Source organism: Pseudomonas sp. MH10 (assembly GCF_034353045.1).
In the GTDB taxonomy this organism is placed as follows: Bacteria; Pseudomonadota; Gammaproteobacteria; order Pseudomonadales; family Pseudomonadaceae; genus Aquipseudomonas.
The window spans coordinates 3,316,033-3,339,629 of sequence record NZ_CP133783.1; the positions used below are offsets into that span (position 1 = coordinate 3,316,033).

19 protein-coding genes are annotated in these 23,597 nt (G+C 56.9%); 11 read left to right on the top strand and 8 right to left on the bottom strand.

Annotated elements, in window-relative coordinates; genetic code table 11:
* Nucleotides 1–4 precede the first annotated feature (4 nt).
* Genes pilQ through RHM59_RS14690 form a run of 5 tightly spaced genes read right to left on the bottom strand, consistent with a single transcriptional unit; the run spans nucleotide 5 to nucleotide 4,922 of the window.
* Nucleotides 5–2,092, bottom strand: a complete 2,088-nt coding sequence (gene pilQ / locus RHM59_RS14670) for a type IV pilus secretin PilQ (protein ID WP_322224523.1) — start codon at nucleotides 2,090–2,092, stop codon at nucleotides 5–7.
* Between the two features lie 55 nt (nucleotides 2,093–2,147).
* Nucleotides 2,148–2,675 (bottom strand): type 4a pilus biogenesis lipoprotein PilP, encoded by a 528-nt coding sequence (gene pilP, locus RHM59_RS14675; protein ID WP_322184269.1) that lies wholly within the window; start codon nucleotides 2,673–2,675, stop codon nucleotides 2,148–2,150.
* On the bottom strand, nucleotides 2,672–3,295 hold the full coding sequence (gene pilO / locus RHM59_RS14680) for a type 4a pilus biogenesis protein PilO (protein ID WP_322167244.1): 624 nt from the start codon (nucleotides 3,293–3,295) through the stop codon (nucleotides 2,672–2,674). Before pilO ends, pilP begins: the two co-directional genes overlap by 4 nt.
* Entirely contained in the window at nucleotides 3,292–3,858 is a 567-nt protein-coding gene (locus RHM59_RS14685) for a PilN domain-containing protein (RefSeq protein ID WP_322167243.1), read from the bottom strand. The genes pilO and RHM59_RS14685 overlap by 4 nt, the downstream gene beginning before the upstream one ends.
* Complete coding sequence (locus tag RHM59_RS14690) at nucleotides 3,858–4,922, bottom strand: pilus assembly protein PilM (RefSeq protein WP_322167242.1); 1,065 nt, start codon at nucleotides 4,920–4,922, stop codon at nucleotides 3,858–3,860. The genes RHM59_RS14685 and RHM59_RS14690 overlap by 1 nt, the downstream gene beginning before the upstream one ends.
* Before the next feature lie 211 nt (nucleotides 4,923–5,133).
* Here RHM59_RS14690 and RHM59_RS14695 point away from each other — a divergent pair, with 211 nt between their 5' ends.
* Nucleotides 5,134–7,578, top strand: coding sequence for a penicillin-binding protein 1A (locus RHM59_RS14695; protein ID WP_416194780.1), 2,445 nt, complete (start codon nucleotides 5,134–5,136; stop codon nucleotides 7,576–7,578).
* Nucleotides 7,579–7,721: 143 nt separating this feature from the next.
* Here RHM59_RS14695 and RHM59_RS14700 read toward each other — a convergent pair whose 3' ends face one another.
* The 3 genes from RHM59_RS14700 to rpmE all read right to left on the bottom strand — a co-directional run bounded on the left by RHM59_RS14700 (nucleotide 7,722) and on the right by rpmE (nucleotide 10,238).
* Nucleotides 7,722–8,990 (bottom strand): malic enzyme-like NAD(P)-binding protein, encoded by a 1,269-nt coding sequence (locus tag RHM59_RS14700; protein ID WP_322167240.1) that lies wholly within the window; start codon nucleotides 8,988–8,990, stop codon nucleotides 7,722–7,724.
* A 180-nt stretch (nucleotides 8,991–9,170) separates the two neighbouring features.
* Nucleotides 9,171–9,974: a thermonuclease family protein gene (locus RHM59_RS14705; RefSeq protein ID WP_322224526.1), complete on the bottom strand. Its 804-nt coding sequence runs from the start codon at nucleotides 9,972–9,974 to the stop codon at nucleotides 9,171–9,173.
* 21 nt (nucleotides 9,975–9,995) lie between these two features.
* Nucleotides 9,996–10,238, bottom strand: coding sequence for a 50S ribosomal protein L31 (gene rpmE / locus RHM59_RS14710; protein ID WP_322167238.1), 243 nt, complete (start codon nucleotides 10,236–10,238; stop codon nucleotides 9,996–9,998).
* A 166-nt stretch (nucleotides 10,239–10,404) separates the two neighbouring features.
* Between rpmE and RHM59_RS14715 the strand changes: the two genes are divergently transcribed.
* The 10 genes from RHM59_RS14715 (at nucleotide 10,405) to RHM59_RS14760 (ending at nucleotide 23,589) form a co-directional block, all read left to right on the top strand.
* The gene (locus tag RHM59_RS14715; protein WP_322224528.1) at nucleotides 10,405–12,624 is read left to right on the top strand and encodes a primosomal protein N'; all 2,220 of its coding nucleotides are present in this window, start codon (nucleotides 10,405–10,407) and stop codon (nucleotides 12,622–12,624) included.
* Nucleotides 12,625–12,856: 232 nt separating this feature from the next.
* A complete protein-coding gene (gene argS / locus RHM59_RS14720) occupies nucleotides 12,857–14,593 on the top strand; it encodes an arginine--tRNA ligase (RefSeq protein WP_322167236.1) in 1,737 nt (578 codons plus the stop codon).
* Between the two features lies 1 nt (nucleotide 14,594).
* Complete coding sequence (locus RHM59_RS14725) at nucleotides 14,595–15,290, top strand: SPOR domain-containing protein (RefSeq protein WP_322167235.1); 696 nt, start codon at nucleotides 14,595–14,597, stop codon at nucleotides 15,288–15,290.
* A gap of 277 nt (nucleotides 15,291–15,567) precedes the next feature.
* On the top strand, nucleotides 15,568–16,098 hold the full coding sequence (gene hslV / locus RHM59_RS14730; protein ID WP_322167234.1) for an ATP-dependent protease subunit HslV: 531 nt from the start codon (nucleotides 15,568–15,570) through the stop codon (nucleotides 16,096–16,098).
* A gap of 67 nt (nucleotides 16,099–16,165) precedes the next feature.
* Entirely contained in the window at nucleotides 16,166–17,503 is a 1,338-nt protein-coding gene (gene hslU / locus RHM59_RS14735; RefSeq protein WP_322167233.1) for an ATP-dependent protease ATPase subunit HslU, read from the top strand.
* An 88-nt stretch (nucleotides 17,504–17,591) separates the two neighbouring features.
* A complete protein-coding gene (locus tag RHM59_RS14740) occupies nucleotides 17,592–17,969 on the top strand; it encodes a DUF971 domain-containing protein (protein ID WP_322224530.1) in 378 nt (125 codons plus the stop codon).
* Between the two features lie 344 nt (nucleotides 17,970–18,313).
* Nucleotides 18,314–19,993 (top strand): class II poly(R)-hydroxyalkanoic acid synthase, encoded by a 1,680-nt coding sequence (phaC, locus tag RHM59_RS14745; RefSeq protein ID WP_322224532.1) that lies wholly within the window; start codon nucleotides 18,314–18,316, stop codon nucleotides 19,991–19,993.
* Nucleotides 19,994–20,127: 134 nt separating this feature from the next.
* A complete protein-coding gene (gene phaZ / locus RHM59_RS14750; RefSeq protein ID WP_322184277.1) occupies nucleotides 20,128–20,982 on the top strand; it encodes a poly(3-hydroxyalkanoate) depolymerase in 855 nt (284 codons plus the stop codon).
* 176 nt (nucleotides 20,983–21,158) lie between these two features.
* The gene (gene phaC, locus RHM59_RS14755; protein WP_322184279.1) at nucleotides 21,159–22,841 is read left to right on the top strand and encodes a class II poly(R)-hydroxyalkanoic acid synthase; all 1,683 of its coding nucleotides are present in this window, start codon (nucleotides 21,159–21,161) and stop codon (nucleotides 22,839–22,841) included.
* A gap of 133 nt (nucleotides 22,842–22,974) precedes the next feature.
* Entirely contained in the window at nucleotides 22,975–23,589 is a 615-nt protein-coding gene (locus tag RHM59_RS14760) for a TetR/AcrR family transcriptional regulator (protein ID WP_322184281.1), read from the top strand.
* Nucleotides 23,590–23,597 lie beyond the last annotated feature (8 nt).

Below are 23,597 nucleotides of genomic sequence, written 5' to 3' on the forward strand. Positions count from 1 at the left end.
AGAATCAACGACTCACAGCAATCGCCTGGTTATTCATGATACGCGGGGTAAGAAACACCAGCAGTTCGGATTTCGCTTCCGAGACTACGTCGCGCCGGAAAAGGCGGCCAACATACGGCACATCACCCAAAAATGGCACCTTTTCAACGGTTTTACTTTGGGTGTTGGAGAATACGCCACCAATCACGATGGTTTCACCGTCCGCTACGAGCACCTTGGCATTCACTTCGTTTTTCTTGATCGGCGGTACGCCGAGCACGGTATTGACGTAGTCCGGCTCATCCTTGGTCACCTTGACCTCCATGATGATGCGGTTATCCGGCGTGATCTGCGGGGTTACCTCCAAAGACAACGCAGCCTCTTTAAAGGATACGGAGGTTGCACCGCTGGAGCTGGCCTCCTGATACGGGACTTCCGTACCTTTCAGGATTTTCGCCGTTTCCTTGTCAGAGGTGACAACTTTCGGCTGGGAAACTACTTCGCCGTTTCCGGTCTTCTCCATGGCGCTGAGCTGAAGGTCCAGCAACGTATTGTTGGTCAGGAAGGAAATACCGATTCCGGAGGTCGCATTGGCTGCGCCCAGATCGACATACGGAGAATTGAGGTTTGGAGTAGTGCCCGTGGGCGTCGTCACCAGACCGGAGCCGCCCACTGTCGTTTTGCCGTTTCCGCTAGCATTGGTCGAACCGCCCCATTGCACGCCCAGCGCCTTGTCGTAACCGACGTTGGCTTCGACGATCCGCGCTTCGATCATCACCTGACGTACCGGGATGTCCAACTGCGAGACAATTCGGCGCAACTCATCGAGTCGATCCTGGGTCTGGTAGGCAATAATGTTGTTAGTCCGATCATCCACGGTAATCGAGCCGCGCTCTTCGGTTTTAGCTTCGGCGCTGGTGACTGACTGGAATAGCTTGGCAATATCAGCGGCTTTGGCGTAGTTCACTTGCAGCAGCTCGCGGCGTAGCGGTGCCAGCTCGGCAATTTGCTTCATCGACTCCAGCTCCTGCCGCTCACGGGCAGCGATTTCGTCTGCCGGCGCGACTAGCAATACGTTGCCCACTTTGCGCTTATCCAGGCCTTTGGTTTTCAGCACCAAATCCAGCGCCTGATCCCACGGCACGTTCTGCAAACGCAAGGTAATCCCGCCCTGCACCGTGTCGCTGGCCACTAGGTTGAGGTTGGTAAAATCGGCAATCAACTGCAGGACCGAGCGCACGTCGATGTCCTGGAAGTTCAGCGAAAGCTTTTCGCCGGTGTAGACCAGCTTGTCGAGGTTGCGACGATCCACATCATCGTTGCTCAACGGACGCACGCTGATGGTCAGCTTGTTATCGGTCTGGTAGGCCGAGTAATCGAACGCCCCGGTTGGCTCAATATTGATACTGGCTTTGTCACCCGTCGCGCTGGCGGTGACGAACTGCACTGGTGTTGCGAAATCTTTCACATCCAGCCGAACGCGCAAAGGGTCCGGCAATTGGGTCTTGGCAAAATCCACGCGAATTTTACCGCCCTGCTCCTGGATGTCTGGAGCGATGCCCGAGTCGGTCAACTCGATGACTACGTTACCCTCGCCCAACTCGCCGCGCTGGAAGTCGATGTTCTTGATCGCCTTACCCACTGCGGCATAGGATTTAGCCGGAGCAGCGGCAGGTACCGAAACCCGCGCTGCACCCGTGGCAGTACTTGGCTGGGAGCGTTGAGCCGTCGCGGCGCCCTGACCCACCACCAAGAACAGGTTGTTGCCATCGACCCGCGAGCTATAAGGCGCAAGCGTGGTCATGTTAATGATCACCCGCGTACGGTCTTTAGCTTCGACCACTACCACGCTGCGGGCATTCCCTACGCCCAACTCGCGAGTCTTGCTCGCCAACTGACTGGTCACGCCAGGCAAGTCCAACGCAATCCGCGCCGGTTGCTCGGTGGTATAGCCACGCGGAACGGGGATCGGCCCGTCGAAGGTCAACTTCAGCTCTACGCGGTCTCCCGGCAACGCCGCAACATCCAGCGTTTTCAAGCTGGCAGCTTCGAGCATCGGCGATATCATCGCGACCCAAAGCGAAACGCCGATAACCGAGAAAATCCTGTTCATGATCAAATTCCGTTGTGCTGATCCGAGGGTGTTGTACATGCTTGGCTCCACCCTTTTATGATTTCTCTTTGAGGGAAATAATGCGTGGCCGCTCTAGCCATGCGCCCTCTCCATCAGGAACTAATTCAACCACATCGACCTGCGAATCACTGATTGCAACGATGCGTCCGTCATTGCGGCCCAAGTAGTCGCCGACCTTCATCCGATACACACCACCCGCGCCACGTACCAGGGCAAAGGTTCCCGAGAGGTTGGCCATCGTGCCTACCATTTCGAATTGCTCGATGTTGAACCCTTCGAGGAACTGCTTAACCCGAGTTTCATCCGGCTTAACTTCCTTCGAACCTTTTTGACGCTTGGTCAAGTCAACCTTGATCGGCGGCTGAAACGGACTGCGCAGTGCGGCGGCGCTGTAGGAAAACGCTTCATAAGGACGAAATTTCGGCAGAGGTTCGATCACGCCGGTAGGGCGAGCGCGCACCTCGTCCATGTAGGTCTGCAAGTCGCCAAACTGATTAGCGTTGTCGCAACCGGCCAGGCTGATCAAGGTGACACTGATGCACAACAGTCCAGTGGCCCTCATTTCTGCTGCCCTTTGTCGTTGTAACGGTAGGTCTTGGCCAGAATGCTCATACGCAATTTTTGCGTACCGCCGGGCTCGACCGGTTTGATCTGGAAGTCGTGCAGCGTCACGATTCGCGGCAGGCTGGCAACGCCGCTGGCGAAGGTAGCCAGGTCGTGATAAGCCCCGACCACAGTGATTTGAATCGGCAGTTCGATGTAGAACTGCTGGGTCACTTCTGGCAGCAACTTGATCTCTTCAAACTCCAGCCCACTGCCCAACCCCGTTCGGGTGATATCTTCAAGCAGTCCCGGCACCTCAGTGTCGCTGGGCAACTGCCGCAGCAGTGCGCCGAACGAGTTCTCCATTTCCTTCATTTGTATTTTGTAGGCATTCAGGTTCGCTGCCTGATAGGCCTTGGTAGAGAACTGCTCCTTGAGCGTGACCTCACTGGCCAGTGACTGGTCGAGTTGATCCTGTAGGTCCTTCAGGTAAAAGTTGTAACCCAGCGCCAGCACGATAATCAAAACCAGCGCACCAGCGATGGTCTTGACCGCCGCAGGCCATGAACCGAGATTGTTCAAGTCCAGGTCGTTGAAATCGATCTTGCGCAGGCTGTCCAGCCATTCTCCAGGCTTCATCGTTTACCCCCCTCAACTTGTGGCTGAGTTTGGCGCACGGTCAGCTGGAACGTATTCGCTTGATCGACCCCCCCGGCAGTGGTGGCCTTGACCTCGGTCAGACTCGGGCCTTCAAGCCAGTCGGACGCTTCGAGATTACGCATCAAGTCGGAAACGCGGTTGTTCGACTCCGCAGCACCGGAAATACCAATGAGCTTGTCCGTCATTTTTACTTCAGTGAAATACACGCCATCGGGCAGCGTGCGGGCCAGTTGGTCAAAAACTCGACCGATGATTGGACGGTTGCCTTGCAGGTCCTGGATGATCTTCATCCGTTCCAGCAATTGCTTGCGACGCGCTTTCAACTCACTGATTTCTTTGATTCGCTGGTCGAGCTGAACAATTTCTTTCTGTATGAAGGCGTTGCGCGCAGCCTGGTGCTCAATGGAATTGCTGATGTATTGATCACCCAGAAAGACCACACCAACGGCAATGACCAATACGCCGACAAGGGCTGTCAGGAAGCGTTTTTTTCGCTCTTCGCGCAGTTGCTCACGCCACGGCAGTAAGTTAATCCGCGCCATTAGTCGAAACTCCTCAGCGCGAGACCACAGGCAATCATCAATGCCGGTGCATCACTGGCCAAGGCCCCGGCATTGACTTTGCTGCTCAGCGCCATATCAGCGAAGGGGTTGGCGACCAGTGTTGGCGTGCCGATGCGTTGTTGAATCAAATGATCCAGACCCGCAATCGAGGCGGTACCGCCTGCCAGCATGATGTAATCCACGCTGTTGTATTGGCCAGCAGCAAAGAAGAACTGCAACGAACGCGACACTTGTTGAACCACCGCATCCTTGAACGGCTGCAGCACTTCGGTCACGTAGTCGTCGGGCAGCCCGCCTTGCTTCTTCGCCAGGCCAGCCTCCTCCACTACGAGGCCGTAGCGTCGTTGAATTTCTTCAGTGAGTTGGCGGCCACCGAACAGTTGCTCGCGGGTATAGATAATTCGACCGCTGTGCAGAACGCTCAAGGTGGTCATGGTGGCGCCGATATCGACCACTGCCACGGTCAGTTGCTCGTGATCATGGCCAAGCTGCGCGGTAAGAAGGCCAAAGGAACGCTCCAATGCGTACGCTTCTACGTCAACCACTTTGGCTGTCAGGCCCGCAAGCGCCAAGGCTGCTTCACGGACTTCGACGTTCTCCTTGCGGCAGGCAGCCAGCAATACCTCGACGCGCTCGGGGTTGCGCGCCGAATAACCCTGCACTTCAAAGTCGATAGCGACTTCTTCCAGCGGATAGGGAATGTACTGATCAGCCTCGATCTTCAGCTGGTTTTCCATGTCATCGTCTGACAGGCCAGCATCCATCTCGATGGTTTTTGTAATGACCGCAGAACCGGCCACTGCAACCGCCACATTTTTGACATTAGTCTTGGCCTTGATCAGCACACGAGACAGCGCCTGACCAACCCCTTCGAGCTCGGCAATATTCTTTTCTACTACAGCGTTGGCGGGCAGCGGTTCTACTGCATACGATTCAACTTTGTAGCGGGTGCCGGATCTACTCAATTCCAGGAGTTTTACCGAGGTGGAGCTAATATCGATCCCTAGAAGGGTATTGGCCTTCTTACCGAAGAGTTCGAACACAAACCGATTCCCTATGAGTTTCCGTCACTTACGGATTGTTTAGCGCCCTATGCCTCTTGCACCTGCCCGAACAGTAGCGCAAATAACGCTCGGACACGAAAAATGCTTATAATGCCCAGCGTTTTTTTCGTAAAGCCAAGCTTCAAGGCATGCCTCTTTTTTTGATGCTTTCGCTTAACCCATTCTTTTATCTGGAAATCCAAAAGCCTTGATACGCCTGCTGAAGTTTTTCTGGTGGTCATTCGTCGCGGTATTTTGCGGGCTGCTGCTCGTATTAAGCGGCGCCTACCTCTACTTGACCCCCGGCTTGCCGTCTGTTGACGCGCTGCGCAGCATTCAGCTACAGATCCCGCTTCGGGTCTATAGCAGTGATGGCAAATTGATTGCTGAATTTGGCGAAATGCGCCGTTCACCTATTCGTTTTGCCGATATTCCTCCTAATTTCATCAATGCGCTGCTGTCTGCCGAAGATGACAACTTCGCCAATCACTACGGCGTAGACCCCAGCAGCCTTATGCGAGCGGCGTCTCAGCTGATCAAAAGCGGCCATATCCAATCCGGCGGCAGCACCATCACGATGCAAGTCGCGAAGAACTTCTTTTTGACGAGTGAACGCAGTTTTTCACGCAAAACCAATGAAATCCTCTTAGCCCTGCAAATTGAGCGCCAACTGACCAAGGACGAAATCCTTGAGTTGTACGTCAATAAAATTTACCTGGGGAACCGTGCGTACGGCATTGAAGCCGCCGCCCAGGTTTATTACGGCAAGTCGATTCGTGATGTGAGCATCGCGCAGATGGCGATGATCGCCGGCCTGCCTAAAGCACCATCGCGCTTCAACCCGCTGGCCAACCCAGTACGCGCCAAAGAACGCCGCGACTGGATTCTCGGCCGCATGTACAAACTGGGTAAAATCGACCAAAACGCCTACCAGGTTGCATTGGCTGAACCGATCAACGCCAGCTACCACGTGCCGACACCGGAAGTGAACGCACCGTATATTGCCGAAATGGCTCGTGCCGAGATGGTCGGCCGTTATGGCAGCGAGGCGTACACCGAAGGCTTCCGAGTCACTACCACGGTGCCAAGTGATCGCCAGGAAGACGCCAACACTGCAGTGCAGGAAGGTTTGATCAGCTACGACCAACGACACGGCTACCGTGGCCCGGAAACGCGTTTGGCCGGCAAGACCCATGAAGCGTGGGTGCTGGAAATGACCAAACAGCGTCCGATCAGTGGACTAGAGCCCGCCATCGTGACTCAGGTTGATAAAACCGGGTTACACGTCCTGACCCGCAACGGCGACAAAGAAGAGACCGTGGCATGGGAGACCATGAAATGGGCTCGGCCATACCTGAACACCAACAGTTTGGGCAAAGTGCCGTCGCAACCATCTGATGTAGCGCAGGTCGGTGATTTGATTCGCGTCCAGCGTCAATCCAATGACTCGCTCAAGTTCAGCCAAATCCCGGCAGCACAGAGCGCACTGGTGTCGCTTGATCCGCAAAACGGCGCTATTCGCGCGCTGGTCGGCGGTTTCGCGTTCGAACAGAGCAATTACAACCGCGCCCTGCAGGCCAAGCGCCAGCCGGGCTCGAGCTTCAAACCCTTCCTGTACTGCGCGGCGCTGGATAATGGCTTCACCGCCTCCAGCCTGGTCAACGATGCGCCGATCGTGTTTGTCGACGAATACCTGGATAAGGTCTGGCGTCCGAAGAACGACACCAACACCTTCCTGGGTCCGATCCGTCTGCGTGAAGCGCTGTATAAGTCGCGCAATCTGGTGTCGATCCGCCTGTTGCAAAGTTTGGGTGTCGAGAACGCGATCAACTACATCACGCGCTTCGGCTTTAACAAGCAGGACCTGCCGCGCAACCTGTCGCTGGCGCTTGGAACGGCAACGCTGACGCCAATGGAAATCGCCACGGGATGGAGCACGTTTGCCAATGGCGGATACAAAATCGCTCCGTACTTGATCCAGCGTATTGAAAACCGTGACGGTGCAACACTGTTCGTTGCCAACCCGCCGAGCGTACCGCTTAACGATGCCAAGGTCGCGGTTGATACCGCAACGTTTGCCATCAACGACACCCCGGGGGTTGCGCCTGCCACCCCGACCGCACCGACCGATCCTCAGGTTCCTGCAGTTGCAGAGCGGATAGTCGACGGCCGTACCACTTACATCCTGAACAGCATGCTGGAAGACGTGATCAAGAAAGGCACCGGCCGCCGCGCCCTGTCGATGAACCGTCCAGACATTGCGGGTAAAACCGGGACAACCAACGAATCCAAAGACGCGTGGTTCACCGGTTATAACGCCGATTACATCACCACCGTCTGGACCGGTTTCGACCAGCCAGAAAGCTTGGGCCGGCAGGAGTTTGGCGGGACGGTTGCGCTGCCGATCTGGATGAACTACATGAGCGCCGCGTTGAAAAACAAACCGCCCCATACTCAGGCCGAACCTGAAGGCATTCTTAGCTTACGGGTCGATCCGATCAGTGGCCGCGCAGCGTCACCGGGAACGCCTAACGCCTACTTCGAGCTGTTCAAAAGCGAAGACACACCACCAAGCGTGAATGAAGTCGGCGGCAGCGGCACCGGACCAAACAGCCCATTGCCAGCGGATGAATCGGCGCCGATCGATTTATTCTGATCCCCGTAGGGGCCAACTTGTTGGCGAGGCGATGTACCTGATACACCGCGTCAAGCCTTTCGCCAACAAGTTGGCTACTACAGGAAATTGGCACCAAAAAAAACCTCCATTGCTGGAGGTTTTTTTTGCATCGCGATCAAGACTTAGCCGTTGAAAACGTCATCAACGCTTTTCAGCGGGTAGTTCTTTGGATACGGCAGCGTTGCAACGCCGGTCTCGATGGCGGCTTTAGCCACGGCATCGGAAATCACGCCCAACAGACGAGCATCCATTGGTTTCGGGATAATGTACTCACGACCGAACTCCAGCTTGATGCCGCCGTACGCGTCGCACACTTCCTGAGGAACCGGCAGCTTGGCCAATTGACGCAAAGCGTTAGCCGCGGCGATTTTCATCTCTTCGTTGATGCGCTTGGCGCGAACGTCCAGTGCGCCACGGAAGATGAAAGGGAAGCCCAGCACGTTGTTGACCTGGTTCGGGTAGTCCGAACGGCCTGTGGCCATGATCACGTCATCACGGGTGGCGTGAGCCAACTCGGGAGCGATTTCCGGGTCCGGGTTCGAGCACGCGAACACGATCGGGTTAGCCGCCATCAGCTTCAGGTTGTCGGCGCTGAGCAGGTTCGGACCTGACAGACCCACAAAAACGTCTGCATCAAGCATGGCGTCAGACAGCGTGCGTTTTTCGGTGGCGTGAGCGAATACCGCCTTGTACTGGTTCAGATCGGTACGGCCGGAGTGAATCACGCCGGTGCGGTCGACCATGAACACGTTTTCGATTTTTGCGCCCATGCTTACCAGCAACTTCATGCAGGAGATGGCCGCAGCGCCAGCACCCAAGCACACGATTTTCGCGCTCTCAAGGGTTTTGCCGACGATTTCCAAAGCGTTGATCATACCGGCCGCAGTCACGATAGCCGTGCCGTGCTGGTCATCATGGAACACCGGAATGTCACATTGCTCAATCAGGGCTTTTTCGATTTCAAAACATTCAGGCGCCTTGATGTCTTCGAGGTTAATGCCGCCGAACGTAATGGAAATACGCTTAACCGTATCGATGAAGGCTTGCGGGCTCTCGGCATCGACTTCGATGTCGAAAACGTCGATCCCGGCGAAGCGCTTGAACAAAACACCCTTACCTTCCATCACGGGCTTGGAAGCCAGCGGGCCAAGGTCACCCAAGCCAAGGATAGCGGTGCCGTTGGAAATCACTGCTACCAGATTTCCTTTGCCGGTGTACTTGTAGGCAAGTTCAGGATCACGGGCAATTTCGCGCACAGGCTCAGCAACACCCGGGCTGTAAGCCAAGGCCAGATCGCGGGCAGTTGCGGTTGGCTTTGTTAGCTCGACGCTCAGTTTCCCTGGGCGAGGATAGGCGTGATATTCGAGAGCGGCAGTTTTCAGATCTGACATGTGGGCATTCCGCTTTTTTTACTGTTGGATGACGGGTCGCCGAGGATACGCAAGATGGAAAGTCCTAACAAGACTGGTCAGTCACTTGTGTCAAGCCCCAGCGCTTACGACTTTACGCCTAGGGCCACGGAACACAAGGCCTGCAGTGTTCACAATCCGCTATCAAGACTGTCTACAATTTTATCTATCGGGGAGATAGAGCATTGCAGGGTGAGTGATGGGCAGCATCCATCGCGCCTGACCTGCGAACTGACCACCACGGCGGGAACGGTCAATCACCCAGCCACGCGCCTCCAGTGTTTGGCCTTTGAGGCGCAGCAACTGCGCAACGTCGAACTGGCTCAGGAGATTTGGCGCTATGCGCAGAACCAGCGACCCCTCCAACTCGATCCACAGCCCGCCGCCATTACGCTGAACATCGGCGACCCGGCCAGTAACCAGGGTAAATCCACCAGCGTTGATTTGCCCCACACGCTGCACCGGGGATACTCGCCACACGCCCAATCCTGCCTGACGGGCAACCCGCTCCGCCGCCTGCTGACACGCCAACAAAGCGACGTTCGGCGTAATTGCCACTTGATAGGCCAACCCCTCGACCAGCAACTGCGCCTCAAGGTTCTCACCCTCACGACCAAAAATATTGGCCAGTGTACGGCCGTAATGGTCTTTCGGATCCTGCCCGACCCGCACACTGACTTGACCGTCATTGGCGTCGATCAGCGCTTGCAACCGACGCTTGGCAGCATCGGCGAATGGCTCGGCAGCACGGCCTTTCTTACCGGTCTCGGGCGCATTCAAGCCAATCATCCGCACGCTGCGTCCGTCACTAAGGCGCACGGTGTCGCCATCTACCACCCGCTGAACGGCGAATACCGGAAGGGTATTAGGTGCAGGACATAGCGCCTGAGCCGTAGACAACCAAATCGCAGGCATAAAAAAAGCGCCCGCGAGGGACGCCTTTTTAAGCAGTCCGGAGAAGCCCATCGGACCTCCCAGACCCACCATTTACTCTGCAGCAGTTTCTGCGGCAGGAGCTTTTGTAGCGCCGAATGCACCGAAACGCGACTTGAACTTGTCGACGCGGCCGCCGATATCAAGAGTCTTCTGCTTGCCGGTGTAGAACGGGTGGCACTCGTTGCACACGTCAAGGCTCATTGGCTTGGCGAGGTTAGAACGAGTGTGGATCACATTGCCGCAGCTGCAAGTGGCGACAATGGCTTCGTATACTGGATGGATATCAGCTTTCATGGGTATTTCCTCGGCTAGCGTGCCGCCACTCAACACTATTGTTGAATACCGCACGTAATAAGGCTGCGGATACTACCAGACAATTGCTAGGACGCAAGCGAACTTTTACACCGGCCGTCTGCTAAGATCGCCGCTTCGTCACAGACCGTTACAGAGAACCCTCCGCGTGCCCGACGCCATTTTGCGCCTCGCCCTGCCCTCGCCGCTCAGACGTTTATTCGACTACCGCGCGCCTCCTGGAGTGCTGCGTAGCGCGCTGCAACCCGGAATGCGGGTGCGGGTGCCTTTCGGGCGTCGAGAAATGATCGGCATTTTGATCGAAGTGGTGGATCACAGCGAAGTGCCGGCTGAAAAGCTCAAGCCCGCCGTGGCGATATTGGATCACGAAGCGCCGCTGCCGCCGTCATTGTTCAAGCTGTGCCTGTGGACCGCGCAATACTATCAACACAGCCTTGGCGACACCTTGAGCTGGGCGTTGCCGGTACTGTTGCGCCAGGGCGAACCCGCGCAATCTCGTCAGGAGCGGTTCTGGCAGGTGACCCCCGGCGCCCGGCTGGATGACCCGCGCATCGCGCGCGCGCCCAAACAACGGGAAGCCCTGACTACGCTGGCGCAACACCCCCACGGCGTTGCGCATCAGTTGCTCAGCAAATTAATGCTGAACCGCGAGAGCCTTAGTCTGCTGCTCGCCAAGGACATGGTCCACGTCGAAGTGCGTCGCCATGCGCCCAGCGAACGCCATGAACGCTGGCTCGCACAACCGGAACTGCCGCTGAACCCGGAACAGCGCGCTGCGTATGAAGCCATTCGCGCCGGCTTCGACAGCTTTCATTCGTTCCTGCTGGCGGGCGTGACCGGCAGCGGAAAGACCGAAGTCTATTTACAGCTGATCCGCGAAACCCTTGAAGCGGGCAAGCAGGCGCTGGTGTTGATCCCCGAGATCAACCTTGGCCCGCAAACCTTGGCGCGTTTCGAGCAACGTTTTAACGCGCGCATTGCGCTGGTGCATTCGGCCGTCAGCGACCGGGATCGCCTCGACGCGTGGTTGGCCGCTCGGGACGGAGAAGCCGACATCATTATCGGCACCCGCTCGGCGCTGTTCACACCGATGAAAAATCCCGGCCTGATCATCATTGATGAAGAGCACGACGGTTCCTATAAACAGCAGGAGGGCCTGCGCTACCACGCCCGCGATCTGGCGCTGGTTCGGGCGCGGCAGGAGAACATTCCGATCGTGCTCGGCTCGGCTACGCCGTCGCTGGAAAGTCTGCACAACGCCTACACCGGCCGCTACGGTTTACTGCACCTGAATCAACGGGCAGGCGGCGCGCAGCAACCGAAATTCTTGCGCTTGGACGTCAAAAGCCGTCCGCTGGACAGCGGTATTTCCGGGCCGATGCAACAAGCCATCGGCCAAACACTCGCGGCAGGCCAGCAAGTGCTGGTATTCCTTAACCGCCGTGGATTTGCACCGACCCTGTTGTGTCACGACTGCGGCTGGCTGTCGGAGTGTCCGCGTTGTGATGCGAGAATGACCGTACATCAACGCTCCGGCGAACTGCGTTGTCACCATTGCGGCCATGTCGAGCGCACGCCGCGTCGCTGCCCGTCGTGCGGCAAAGTCGATTTACGTCCGGTAGGTGCCGGCACCGAACGCGCCGAAGAGCGCTTGGGAATTTTGTTTCCGGACTTCCCAGTGTTGCGGGTGGATCGCGACAGCACCTCGCGTAAAGATGCGATGAACCAGTTATTTGCCACCATTCAGCGCGGTCAGCCGTGCATTTTAGTCGGCACGCAAATGCTCGCCAAAGGGCATCACTTCCCACGGGTAACGCTGGTATCGATTTTGGATGCCGATGGCGGGCTGTTTTCCGGCGACTTCCGCGCCAGCGAACGCATGGCGCAGTTGATCGTCCAGGTCGCGGGCCGAGCCGGGCGCGCTGAAGAACCGGGCAGAGTGATCATCCAGACCCATTTGGCCGACCACCCACTGCTGATTCAACTGACGGAACAAGGCTATTTTGCCTTCGCTGAACAAGCGCTCAGCGAACGCCGTGCTGCGGGCCTGCCACCGTTTTCTCACCTAGCGTTGCTGCGGGCTGAAGCGCACAAGCCGGGGCAGGCCGAAAGCTTTCTCGACAATGCCTGCGCCGAAGCCGAGCGCTTGTTAGCAGAAATGAACCTGGGCGCCATTGAGCTCCTGGGCCCGGTGCCCGCTCCCATGGAGCGCCGCGCCGGACGCTATCGCGCACAGTTGCTGTTGCAAGCCAGCGCCCGTGCGCCGCTGCATAGACTGCTCAGCGCGTGGTTATTGGTGCTTGAACAAATGCCCAGCGGCCGACAAGTGCGCTGGTCGCTGGATGTGGACCCGGTAGATTTGTATTGAGCGTCAAACAACACCCCTCTGTGGAGCCAACTTGTTGGCGAAGGCCGGTAAACCAACAAACCGCCTTCGCCAACAAGCTGGTACCTACAGAGTTCAAAACACTCACAAACGCAGTCCTCTGTGAGACCGCACATCCGTCGTGGTTGGCAAGGCCGCCCTCGCAACGGATAATGCCCAGTTTTTCCACCCGCGCATCCAGGCGCCGCCGCGCTTGCGGTCGAAAGAGAGCACCATGAAAGACACTATTCGCCAGTTGATTCAACAAGCCCTGACCCAACTCGTCAACGAAGGCGTACTGCCTGAAGGGCTGACCCCGGCGATACAAGTGGAAAACGTGCGGGATAAAACCCACGGGGATTTCGCCAGCAATATCGCGATGATGCTGGCCAAACCTGCCGGCATGAAGCCTCGTGACCTGGCAGAAAAGCTGGTCGCTGCCCTGCCTGCCGATTCGCAAGTCAGCAAAGTGGACATCGCCGGCCCCGGCTTCCTCAACTTCTTTCAGAACACTCAAGCGCTGGCAGCGCGCCTCGATGCTGCGCTGGTCGATCCGCAACTGTCGGTGCGTAAAGTGGGCGCTGCACAACGGGTAGTGGTCGATCTGTCCGCACCGAACCTGGCCAAAGAGATGCACGTCGGGCATTTGCGTTCGACCATCATTGGCGACGGCGTGGCTAATGTGCTGGAATTTCTAGGCGACACCGTCATTCGGCAGAACCACGTCGGTGACTGGGGTACCCAGTTCGGCATGTTGCTGGCGTACTTGCAGGAAAAACCGACGGCCAGTGATGAATTGTCAGACTTGGAAAATTTCTACCGAGCTGCCAAACATCGCTTCGACGAGTCCGAAGAGTTCGCCGAGCGAGCACGAGGTCTGGTGGTCAAGTTACAAGCCGGTGATCCTGATTGCCTGGCGTTGTGGGCGCACTTCAAAGACATCTCCCTGCTGCATTGCCAACAAACCTACGAACGCCTCAACGTCAAACTGACCTCGGCCGACGTCATGGGCGAAAGCGCCTACAACGATGATCTGCCAAAGGTTGTCAGCGACCTCAAAACCACCGGCCTGCTGGTTGAAAGCAACGGCGCGCAGTGTGTGTTCCTTGAAGAATTCAAAACCGCCGAAGGCACGCCGCTGCCGGTGATTGTGCAGAAAAACGGCGGCGGCTATCTGTATGCCACCACCGACCTGGCCGCTATCCGGTATCGCAGCAACGTCTTGAAAGCGGATCGGGCGCTGTATTTTGTCGACCAACGACAGGCGTTGCATTTCCAGCAAGTATTTGAAGTCGCACGCCGTGCCAACTTTGTGACCAACGGCATGCAGATGGAACACATGGGGTTTGGCACCATGAACGGCGCTGACGGCCGTCCGTTCAAAACCCGTGACGGCGGCACCGTCAAGCTGGTTGACCTGCTCGATGAAGCAGAGGAACGCGCCTACACCCTGGTCAAAGAAAAGAACCCGGAAGTCGCCGAAGACGAACTGCGCAGCATTGCAAAGGCCGTTGGCATCAGCGCGGTGAAATATGCCGACTTGTCCAAACACCGCACAAGCGATTACAGCTTCAACTTCGATCAGATGCTCAGCTTCGAAGGCAACACCGCCCCCTATCTGCTGTATGCCTACACCCGCGTGGCGGGTGTTTTCCGCAAGCTCGGTAAACCGTTCGACGTCACCCAAGGGCAGATCGTCCTTGAAGCGCCGCAAGAAACCGACTTGGCAGCACGATTGGCGCAATTCGGTGAGACCCTGAATAACGTCGCCGAAAGAGGCACGCCGCACGTGTTGTGCGCTTACGTCTACGACCTGGCCGGTTTGTTCTCCAGCTTCTACGAGAACTGCCCGATCCTCGGTGCGGAAAATCCGGAACAACAGCAAAGCCGTCTGCGCCTTGCCGCGTTAACCGGTCGCACCCTCAAGCAAGGCCTGGAACTCTTGGGTCTGGACACTCTGGAGCGCATGTAAGTTGGCTGTGAAGAAAAAACCTGCTCCCAAGCGCGGCGCCAGCCGTTATCAGGCACCCGCAAAGAAGCCGATTCCGGGATGGTTATGGCTAGCGATTGGCCTTGCGGTAGGCGCTTTTGTGGTTGTGCTGATGAAAATCGGACCGAGTGGCGCAGAGGTCAAACGCGTCAAAGAAGAAACTAAAGCGGCAAAAATCGCCGAAGCCAACAAAGTGCCGCCCAGCCCTCAGGCGCCAGTGAAGCCCAAATACGACTTCTATACCCTGCTGCCTGAGTCGGAAGTTATCGTGCCCAACGAAGCGGTGCCGGAGAAAACCCCACCGATTGTTGCGCCCATCGTGGCGCCAGTCACCCCGGAGCAGGCGGCGAAAATTGACACTGCCCGCGCCCAAGCGGCCCTCAGTGGCGTCACTCCGCCGCCGGCACCGCCGGTGGTCAAACCAGGTCCGGCAGCCGTGACCAAGTTCTTCTTGCAGGCCGGTTCGTTCCGTAAAGAGACTGACGCCGATAAAGTCCGTGCGCAGATTATTTTGCTCGGGCAAGCGGTACAGGTTGAGTCGGGCACGGTGAAAGATGAAACCTGGTTCCGGGTGCTGGTCGGCCCGTTCAGCAACCGCGAACAACTGACCATTGCCCAAAAGCAATTGGCCGGCAGCGGCTTTAGCAACTTGTTGTTACAGCAGCGCCAAGGTAAGTAAATTCGGACATGACATCTATCCTGTGGGAGCGGGCTTGCCTGCCAATGGCTTTACACGGTGTATCTGTAACACCGCGTTGAATGCTTCGCAGGCAAGCCTACTCCCACAGGTCTGATGCAGCCCTGTGGGGGCATGTTGTTCTTCTTACCGCTTAAAGCTTGAAACTTGAAGCTGCCGCCACACTCACCCTTTCATCCCCCACGGTTGAAATGCCAGTCCCCACCCCCATATGAGTTTCCACTAGGGCATTTTCGCCCCGCTGCGTGGAGACTCTCCCTTGACCACCATCGTTTCAGTGCGCCGTAACGGCAAAGTCGTCATGGCCGGCGACGGCCAGGTTTCCCTCGGCAATACCGTCATGAAAGGCAACGCGAAAAAAGTGCGGCGCCTATACCACGGCGAAGTGATCGCCGGGTTCGCCGGGGCCACCGCCGACGCCTTCACGCTGTTCGAGCGTTTTGAAGGCCAGTTGGAAAAACATCAAGGCCATCTGGTTCGCGCCGCCGTTGAATTGGCGAAAGAATGGCGAACCGACCGCTCCCTGAGCCGCCTTGAAGCAATGCTCGCGGTTGCCAACAAAGATGCCTCGCTGATCATTACCGGCAACGGCGACGTCGTTGAGCCCGAAGATGGCCTGATTGCCATGGGTTCCGGTGGTGCGTTCGCTCAAGCCGCCGCCCGCGCCCTGTTGATGAAAACCGAACTCTCAGCGCGTGAAATTGCCGAAACCGCGCTGGGCATCGCTGCCGACATCTGCGTATTCACCAACCACAACATCACCATTGAGGAGCAGGACCTCGCCGAATAAGCCATTTTCCAGGCCGCCCACTTTGAGCGGCAAGAGCGCTTTTTTCAGCTAGAGGACCGCCACTATCATGTCTATGACTCCCCGCGAAATCGTCCACGAACTCAATCGGCACATCATTGGCCAGGACGATGCCAAACGCGCCGTCGCCATTGCACTGCGTAACCGCTGGCGCCGGATGCAGCTGCCTGAAGAGCTGCGTGTTGAAGTGACTCCGAAAAATATTCTGATGATCGGGCCCACCGGTGTCGGTAAGACCGAGATCGCCCGTCGCCTGGCGAAACTGGCCAACGCGCCGTTCATCAAAGTCGAAGCCACCAAGTTCACCGAAGTGGGCTACGTCGGCCGCGATGTCGAATCGATCATCCGCGACTTGGCCGATGCCGCAATCAAACTGCTGCGCGAACAGGAAATGACGAAGGTTCAGCACCGTGCCGAAGACGCGGCGGAAGACCGGATCCTGGATGCCTTACTGCCACCTGCGCGAGTGGGTTTCAACGAAGATGCCGCGCCGGCCTCTGACTCCAACACCCGTCAGCTGTTTCGCAAACGCCTGCGTGAAGGTCAGTTGGATGACAAAGAAATAGAAATCGAAGTCGCCGACACGGTGGGTGTCGATATCTCCGCGCCACCCGGCATGGAAGAGATGACCAACCAGTTGCAAAGCTTGTTCGCGAACATGGGCAAAGGCAAAAAGAAAAGTCGCAAGCTCAAGGTCAAAGACGCGTTGAAACTGGTGCGTGATGAAGAAGCCGGGCGTTTAGTCAACGAAGAAGAACTCAAGGCCAAAGCGCTGGAAGCTGTTGAACAACACGGCATAGTGTTCATCGATGAGATCGACAAAGTCGCCAAACGCGGTAATACCAGTGGTGTCGACGTGTCCCGTGAAGGCGTGCAACGTGATCTGTTGCCGCTGATCGAAGGCTGCACCGTGAACACCAAGTTGGGCATGGTCAAGACTGACCACATCCTGTTCATTGCCTCCGGCGCCTTCCACCTGAGCAAGCCGAGCGATCTGGTACCCGAGCTGCAAGGTCGTCTGCCGATCCGCGTCGAGCTCAAAGCCCTGACGCCGCAAGACTTCGAACGTATCCTCTGCGAGCCCCATGCATCGCTGACCGAGCAGTACCGCGAGTTGCTAAAAACCGAAGGCCTGAACATCGAGTTCCTGCCCGACGGCATCAAGCGCATCGCCGAGATTGCCTGGCAGGTGAACGAGAAAACCGAGAACATCGGTGCCCGTCGTCTACACACCTTGCTCGAACGCTTGCTTGAAGAAGTGTCGTTCAGCGCCGGTGACCTCGCCGCCGCGCAGGGCGCGGAGACCATCCGCATCGACGCCGAGTACGTCAACGTTCACCTGGGCGAACTGGCCAAAGACGAAGATCTATCAAGGTACATACTGTAAGCGGCAAGCTTTAAGCCGCAAGCGGCAAGTGGATTGCGATCCGCTTGTAGCTTGCAGCTTGTAACTCACCCCTTTAGGCTCTCGTCCTATGCCCAACCTTCCCTCTGCTATCAATCTCCACAAAGCCTCGAAAACCCTGACGCTGAAATACGCACCCGGTGAGGAGTACCACCTGCCTGCCGAATTTTTGCGCGTGCATTCGCCGTCGGCGGAAGTTCAGGGCCATGGTCATCCGATCCTGCAATTCGGCAAGCTGGGTGTCGGCTTGAGCAAGATCGAACCGGTTGGGCAGTACGCACTAAAATTGACCTTCGACGACGGTCATGACAGCGGACTGTTCACTTGGGAATATCTGTACCAATTGGCGCAACGCCAGGAACAGTTATGGGACGATTATCTTGCTGAGCTGAAAGCGGCTGGAAAGTCCCGCGACCCCTCCGAGCAAATCATCAAGCTGATGCTCTAGCTCAACCGTCTAGCCTTTTAGGGCGACCATTCTAATTTTGTTTGCTCCAATGTCCCTCGCAGAGGCCAACGATTGGCCCTGCTTGCGATTTTGTGAAATCTCGGGTAACCAATAGATCTGGCAAGTTCCCTGCATTTAATTTCTGCAGAACCAGTACGTGCAAATACGTAACGAATGAAGTCCCGCTGCCGTTTTTGTTTACGGCGTTTCGTTCGTAGATGCCGACTGGGAACGTCTGGTTTAGCCATCATCGATTACCCCGAGCAGTAGTACTGGAATTGACCTGTGTTGCTGCCTTTCACAGGAATATTCAGTACTCGTCTCAGGACAATGGAGCGTCATAGATGAGTAGCAACAACAACGATGACCTGCAGCGTCAAGCCTCTGAAAGCACGTTGAACTTGAACCCGGTTGTGGGACTGCGGCGTAAAGATTTACTGACGACCGCACGCATGGTGCTAAGCCAAGCCCTCAGACAACCTATCCATAGCGTCAAGCATGTGGCCCATTTCGGTATCGAGCTGAAGAACGTATTACTCGGTAAATCCACCCTGCAACCTGCCGCCGACGACCGCCGTTTCGCGGATCCCGCATGGAGCCAGAACCCGCTGTACCGGCGCTATTTGCAGACCTATCTTGCCTGGCGCAAAGAACTGCACGACTGGATCGGCGACAGTAACCTGTCGCCGCAGGACATCAGCCGCGGTCACTTTGTGATTAACCTCATGACCGAGGCCATGTCGCCGACCAATACCGCCGCTAACCCCGCGGCGGTTAAACGCTTCTTCGAAACCGGCGGTAAAAGCGTTCTCGACGGCCTGTCACATTTGGCCAAGGACTTGGTACACAACGGCGGGATGCCCAGCCAGGTCAACATGGACGCGTTCGAAGTCGGTAAGAGCCTGGGCACCACTGAAGGCTCGGTAATTTTCCGCAACGACGTGCTTGAGCTGATCCAGTACAAGCCCATCACCGAACAAGTGCTTGAACGGCCGCTGCTGGTGGTCCCGCCGCAGATCAACAAGTTCTATGTGTTCGACCTGAGCCCGGAAAAAAGCCTCGCGCGGTTTTGCCTGCGTGGCGGCGTCCAGACGTTCATTATCAGTTGGCGCAACCCGACCAAGGCTCAGCGCGAGTGGGGGCTGTCGACCTATATCGACGCGCTCAAGGAAGCGGTAGATGTGGTTATCGCCGTCACTGGCAGCAAAGACATCAACATGCTCGGCGCGTGTTCGGGCGGCATCACCTGCACCGCGTTGCTAGGCCATTACGCCGCGCTTGGCGAGCAAAAGGTCCACGCGTTGACATTGTTGGTGAGCGTGCTCGACACCACGATGGAAACCGAAGTCGCCCTGTTCGTCGACGAAAAAACCTTGGAATCGGCCAAGCGTCATTCCTATCAGGCCGGCGTGCTGGAAGGCCGCGATCTGGCAAAAATCTTTGCCTGGATGCGCCCCAACGATTTGATCTGGAACTACTGGGTCAACAATTACCTGCTGGGCAACGAGCCACCCGTCTTCGATATTTTGTTCTGGAACAACGACACCACCCGACTGCCGGCCGCCTTTCACGGCGACTTGATCGAAATGTTCAAGAACAACCCGTTGATTCGCCCGAACGCGCTAGAAGTCAGCGGCACGCCCATCGACCTGAAGAAAATCACCAGCGATGTGTTCTGCCTCGCGGGGACCAACGACCACATCACACCGTGGGGGTCGTGCTACAAATCGGCACGCTTGTTCGGTGGCAAAACTGAATTCGTGTTGTCCAGCAGCGGTCACATCCAAAGCATTCTGAATCCGCCGGGCAATCCGAAATCACGCTACATGACCAACCCTGAACTGCCACTCGATTCCAAAGAATGGCAAGAGAACGGGACCAAGCACACTGACTCCTGGTGGCTGCACTGGCAAGTTTGGCTGGCCGACCGTTCAGGCAAACTGAAGAAGTCGCCGACCAGCCTAGGCAGTAAAATCTATCCAGCCGGCGAAGCATCGCCGGGCACTTACGTACACGAACGCTAGACAATAACAATGGGGGCTGGCGGCTCAGCTTCCGATGCGCGATTACGTGACAAGTAGTACGAGGACCACCTCGACCTGATCTGACAAAGCAAAGGACAGCTTTGCCAGCGGTATAACTCATAGGGCTTTCGCGCATGCCACAACCGTTTGTTTTTCGTACCGTCGACCTGGATGGCCATACCATCCGCACGGCCGTGCGCCCAGGCAAGAAACACATGACGCCGCTGCTGATTTTCAACGGCATCGGCGCCAACCTGGAGTTGGTGTTTCCATTCGTCGATGCACTCGACCCCGATCTCGAAGTGATCGCGTTCGACGTGCCGGGCGTTGGCGGATCTTCCACACCGAGCAGGCCATTTCGCTTTTCGGGATTGGCCAAGCTGACCGCCCGCATGCTCGATTACCTCGACTACGGCCAAGTCAACGTGATCGGCGTTTCTTGGGGAGGCGCGCTGGCCCAGCAGTTCGCTTACGACTACCCGGAGCGCTGCAAAAAACTGGTGCTGGCGGCGACGGCGGCAGGAATGGTGATGGTGCCGGGCAAACCGCGGGTGCTGTGGTTGATGGCTAGCCCACGGCGCTACATCCAACCGTCCCACGTGATTCGAATTGCACCGGAAATCTACGGCGGGTCTTTTCGGCGCAACCCTAACCTGGCGGCCAACCATGCCGCTAAAGTCCGCTCGTCCGGAAAGCTCGGCTACTACTGGCAACTGTTCGCCGGGATGGGCTGGACCAGTATTCATTGGCTGCACAAAATCCATCAGCCGACGCTGGTGCTGGCGGGCGATGACGATCCACTTATACCGTTGGTAAATATGCGCTTGCTGGCTTGGCGGATACCCAATGCCCAGCTACACATAATCGACGATGGTCATTTGTTTTTGATCACCCGCGCCGAAGCCGTGGCGCCGATCATCATGAAATTCCTCGAAGAAGAACGACAGCGTGCGGTCATGCATCCGCAACCCGCACCGCTGGAGCGATAACCGACTCAACCTTCAGCTCGACTGCCATTGAAGTAGCTTTACAGGAGAAATCGCTTACCCACTGCGCCCTGGCCGGAGTGCTCCACGGCGCAGAATCTCGTAAAACAGCGCGCTCGTTCGGCGGCTGTTTTGCGCGTGTTGATGTGTTGATGGCCTGACGAAGGAGTGTTGCCCCGATGCGAAACAAAAACACATTGAGCCCGGCGCCGACCCCGGCCACTTTTATTAACGCGCAAAGCGCTATCACTGGGTTGCGCGGTAAAGACTTGTTTTCCACCTTGCGCAGCGTGGCCGCACAGAGCATGCGCCACCCTATCCACAGCGCCCGACATGCACTGGCCCTCGGCGGACAACTAGGCCGTGTACTGATCGGCGACGTCCCCTACCCGCCCAATCCGCGTGACGCACGTTTTGCCGATCCTACGTGGCAGCTAAATCCCTTTTACCGACGCAGTTTGCAGGCTTACTTGAGCTGGCAGCATCAGCTCAAAAGCTGGATCGACGACAGCAGCATGTCCAAGGATGACCGAGCCCGAGCGCACTTCATCTTTTCCTTGATCAACGATGCGTTCGCACCGTCCAACACCTTGCTCAATCCCATGGCGCTCAAAGAGCTGTTCAACTCCGGCGGCAGCAGCGTGGTCAAGGGCCTCAGCCACATGGTTGATGACCTGTTACACAACAACGGACTGCCCAGCCAGACCACCAAGGATGCGTTCGAAGTCGGCAAAACCGTCGCAACTACCGTTGGCTCGGTGGTGTTCCGCAACGAGCTACTGGAAGTGATGCAGTACAAATCGATGAGTGAAAAGCAGTACGCCAAGCCGCTGCTGATCGTGCCGCCGCAAATCAATAAGTACTATATTTTCGACCTCAGCCCGGCCAACAGCTTCGTGCAATACGCGCTCAAAAATAACCTGCAAGTGTTCATGATCAGCTGGCGTAACCCGGACGTGCGCCACCGCGAATGGGGGCTGTCCAGCTACGTCGAAGCCCTTGAAGAAGCGATGAACGTGGTCCGCGCCATTACCGCCAGCCGCGAAGTCAATCTGGTTGGCGCTTGTGCAGGTGGCTTGACCATGGCGGCGCTGCAAGGGCATTTGCAGGCCAAACGGCAATTACGTCGAATCTCTAGCGCAACCTATATGGTGAGCCTTTTAGACAGCCAGATCGAAAGCCCGGCCACGCTTTTTATCGATGAGCAGACCCTGGAAGCGGCTAAGCGACGCTCGTACCAGCAAGGCGTTCTCGATGGCCGCGACATGGCAAAAATCTTCGCCTGGATGCGCCCCAATGATTTGATCTGGAGCTATTGGGTCAACAACTACCTGCTGGGGAAAAGCCCGCCGCCGTTCGACATTCTGTATTGGAACAACGACAGCACACGCCTGCCCGCCGCATTGCACGGTGACTTGTTGGACTTCTTCAAGCACAACCCGCTGAGTCATGTCGGTGGTTTGGAAGTCTGCGGCACGCCCATTGACCTGCAAAAAGTCACCGTGGACAGCTTCAGCGTGGCGGGCATCAACGACCACATCACCCCGTGGGATGCGGTCTATCGCTCCACCCTGCTGCTCGGGGGCGATCGACGATTCGTCCTGTCCAACAGCGGCCACGTGCAAAGCATTCTGAATCCGCCGGGCAACCCTAAATCCAACTATGTCGAAAACCCCAAGCTCAGCAGCGATCCGCGCGCCTGGTTTTATGATGGCAAAACCGTCGAAGGCAGTTGGTGGCCTAACTGGCTGGAGTGGATTCAACAGCGCTCCGGCGAACAACGAGAAACACTGATGGTGCTGGGTAACCAAAACTATCCGCCCATGGAGGCTGCGCCTGGCACCTATGTGCATGTGCGTTAAATCCTGCGACGGCCAACATGAACAGTAGGAGCCAACTGGTTGGCGAGGTTTGATGCGGTGTGCTCGGTCAATCGCATCGCCAACAAGTTGGCTCCTACAGATTTTGCAAAATCAATCCAAACAAGAAGACTGGATGAAAACCCGCGACCGTATCCTTGATTGTGCGCTGCACCTGTTCAACCAGCAGGGTGAACCCAACGTCTCGACCCTGGGAATTGCCAACGAAATGGGCATCAGCCCTGGCAATCTTTACTACCACTTTCACGGTAAAGAACCGCTGGTGCTGGGGCTGTTCGAGCGCTTTCAAGCCGAACTCACGCCGTTGCTCGATCCACCGGCAAACGCACAGCTGGCACCGGAAGATTACTGGTTGTTCCTGCACCTGATCGTCGAACATCTGTCGCACTACCGGTTCCTGTTCCAAGACCTGTCCAATCTCGCCGGCCGTCTGCCAAAACTGGCGCGCGGCATCCGCAATCTGCTCAACGCCCTCAAACGCACCTTGGCGTCGTTGCTCGCCCAACTCAAAGCGCAAGGACAAATGGTCAGCGACACCCAAGCGCTGGGGCAACTGCTCGAACAGATCAGCATGACCCTGCTGTTCTCGCTGGATTACCAGCGGATCTTGGGTAAGGAAGGGCAAGTTCGGGTGGTGGTTTACCAAATCATGATGCTCGTCGCGCCGCATTTGATTGCAGGGTCGAAGGAGGCGGTTGAAGACGGGGCGAAGCGGTATTTGGAGCAGTAGGTGTTTCC